This window comes from Mesobacillus sp. (assembly GCF_049588175.1).
GTDB lineage: Bacteria > Bacillota > Bacilli > Bacillales > Cytobacillaceae > Mesobacillus.
Genome location: NZ_JBAVFI010000759.1, coordinates 1 through 2844, shown reverse-complemented (window position 1 = coordinate 2844; position 2844 = coordinate 1). Strand labels below are relative to the sequence as shown.

Sequence of the window (2844 nt, the reverse complement as noted above, 5' to 3'; positions counted from 1 at the left end):
CGCATTTCCATCGTGCGAGGGCGGATTCGAGGAAGTTATTCAGTGTCCTGCGGGAGCAGCGGGACAGGTGAGACCCCGCAGGAGCGATAGCGACGAGGAGGCTCACCGCACGCCCCTAGAAGAATTTGCTTATGAAAAAGCCGGCAGTTGGGCTTTTTCATAATTCTTCCGCGGAAAGCGAAGCGCCTGGAACGGAAATCAACAGACTAGTTTTAGAGAGATATACTAAATAAACAGACTGTAGGCAACCTTATTTTTCAAGTTTACCTACAGTTTGAGAGCTGGAAACAGCTCTCATTTTTATATCGTAGGAACATACAAAAAACTTTTAGTGTATATGAATTATTTTTAAAAATGAATTCATGCTTACTGGAATACATATAAATATATGAGTTATTTCTTGGGAAACCGCAGATTCTGACAAATGGTGAAAAATGCTGTAAGAATTTGATGGAATTGGCATATCCAGGAATTTAAGCATTAGGAAAACGTTGTTTGGGAATCCATCATAAACTAGATCAAACTTGATTTATAAGGGCTTATGCCTATTGATGGGCATGTGTCACTACTACTGCTTAGGCACGTACACTGTTTCGAGAATGAGAGGTGAAATCTTTGGACCAACCGCTTCGAAAGAAAAACAACGGTCAAATCAGTATTGTTTTGAACGCACAGAAAAGGAAAACGTTAACGAAGGAATTGCCTGATTCGCAGCTGGTTCCAAAGTCGATCCCGCAAGAGCATGCTGCCTTGAAGGATATTGAGGAAGAGCTCGGGACGCTTGTTGGCATGGAAGAAATGAAACGAATGATTAAAGAAATATATGCCTGGATATATGTGAATAAAAAACGAGAAGAAATGGGGCTTAAAGCTGGGAAGCAGGCTCTGCACATGATGTTCAAGGGTAACCCGGGAACTGGCAAGACTACAGTAGCGAGAATAATTGGGAAACTGTTCCTGAAGATGAACGTCCTTTCAAAGGGGCATCTGATTGAGGCTGAAAGGGCTGACCTTGTTGGGGAGTATATCGGGCATACAGCACAAAAAACAAGGGATTTAATTAAGAAAGCGATGGGTGGCATCTTATTTATCGATGAAGCATATTCACTCGGGCGCGGTGGAGAAAAGGATTTTGGCAAGGAAGCAATTGACACCCTTGTGAAACATATGGAGGATAAACAGCACGAGTTCATTTTAATCCTAGCCGGGTATTCCCGGGAGATGGAGTATTTTTTGACTTTGAATCCAGGGTTGCATTCCAGGTTTCCGCTTGTCATCGATTTTCCAGACTATTCAATTGACCAGCTGATGGAAATAAGCCAGCGGATGCTAAAGGAAAGGGAATACAGTCTAAGCCATGAGTCAGAGAAAAAACTTCGTGAGCATCTGGTTGCAATAAAATCAACTCTTGGTCCAGCAGCTTTTTCGAATGGACGATATGTACGCAATGTGATAGAAAAATCAATTAGGGCACAGGCAATGAGGCTGCTGATGCAAAACCAATATGACAGGCATGAATTGATGACAATCCGCAGTAATGACCTTGTATTTTCAAATGATTAATTGAGCAAGGATTAAAAATTAGATTGGTAAATTCAATATGGCTAAAATAATGTCAACAACTATAGTTGACATTATTTTTTGTATTTGTTAATATACCCTTAAGGGTATATTAAATATTTTTCTCGGGAGGAATTTTAATGAACGATATTACAGTTTACACAACGAATACATGTCCTTATTGCACAATGTTGAAGAACTTTTTAGATGACAAGGGTATTGCATACAAAGAAGTTAATGTACAGCAAGATCCAATTGAAGCTCAAAAGCTTGTTGATACAACTGGCCAGATGGGTGTACCTCAATCAAACGTAAATGGCCAATGGGTTTTAGGCTTCGACCCTAACTCAATTATGTCTCACTTAAAGTAATAAAATTAGCAAAAGGATTCCAGCAAAATTGGAATCCTTTTTTATTTTGCAATAAATATCTCTTCCTGCCAAAGCTGGTATAGATACAACACTATAGCAAAGATAACAAATAATGTGAAACGACCTAATGGAGTAATGTAAGTTAGCTGGTAAATTCCCAGCTTCTCTTGAAACAAATAATGAATAGGAAAGATCGCAAACATAAAGTCAGCTGCCATGTTTGTAATTAAATATTTCCAGAATCGTCCATATGTATAATAAAAGATCCAAATAGTGACGATTAAAAAGCCGCCAAATATACCTGGTACGAATAATGGCTTCAGCCAGGGGTTGATGGTATCATTAATCTCCCAATGTTTTTGATTATAGGCAACTACATTATAAATCGTCATCAAAAGGGAGGCGAAGAGTGCAACCGGCATGTATCGTTTTATTCCTTCTTTTTTTAAGAAAAACAAAGTGAACCAGGGAAGTATGAGCATGCCCCATAAAAGTACTTTATTAAACAAAAGCTGGTCCTCCCTATCGTTGTTTTAGTATTTCTAGTGAGTAAAATTTTTTCCTTTCGTTTGGTGTCAGGCTTGGATAAATCCATCGTGGAAAGTTAACAAAGCCTTATTTATGCTTTGTAGTATGCAATAATATCTCGACCTTGAAAATAATAAGAATATTTTTTTGGCTTTTAGGTTTTGAAATATTTTTATTCGGGTAAAAAGAGTGGTGTTTCTCTACTTAAATCATGTTATTAGGGATAAAATAACGAAGCAAATTTAAATTTTGTGAGTTACATACCAATACATAGATAGATAAAGGAGTTCTAATATGGGGTCAGAAATAAATTATAATATCGGTGGTATTGATTTTGGCTGGGATTTAGATAAGGGAAGATTCATATTTGAAGGTGAGGATGCAG

The 2844-nt window shown here is 37.9% G+C and carries 3 protein-coding genes; 2 read left to right on the top strand and 1 reads right to left on the bottom strand.

Annotated features, from left to right (window positions below; genetic code table 11):
* Positions 1-615 precede the first annotated feature (615 nt).
* Positions 616-1563 carry a stage V sporulation protein K gene (gene spoVK / locus WB217_RS18425; RefSeq protein ID WP_423994776.1) on the top strand — a complete coding sequence of 316 codons (948 nt, stop codon included), beginning with the start codon at positions 616-618 and terminating at the stop codon, positions 1561-1563.
* Between the two features lie 137 nt (positions 1564-1700).
* Positions 1701-1931: a glutaredoxin family protein gene (locus WB217_RS18420; RefSeq protein ID WP_423994774.1), complete on the top strand. Its 231-nt coding sequence runs from the start codon at positions 1701-1703 to the stop codon at positions 1929-1931.
* A 41-nt stretch (positions 1932-1972) separates the two neighbouring features.
* Here the strand turns inward: WB217_RS18420 and WB217_RS18415 are convergent, their stop codons facing one another.
* Entirely contained in the window at positions 1973-2440 is a 468-nt protein-coding gene (locus WB217_RS18415; RefSeq protein WP_423994773.1) for a hypothetical protein, read from the bottom strand.
* Between the last annotated feature and the right edge of the window lie 404 nt (positions 2441-2844).

Bases quoted from the DNA above. Each gene is read 5' to 3' on its own strand.
- WB217_RS18420 (WP_423994774.1), top strand. From the start codon at position 1,701: ATGAACGATATTACAGTTTACACAACGAATACATGTCCTTATTGCACA.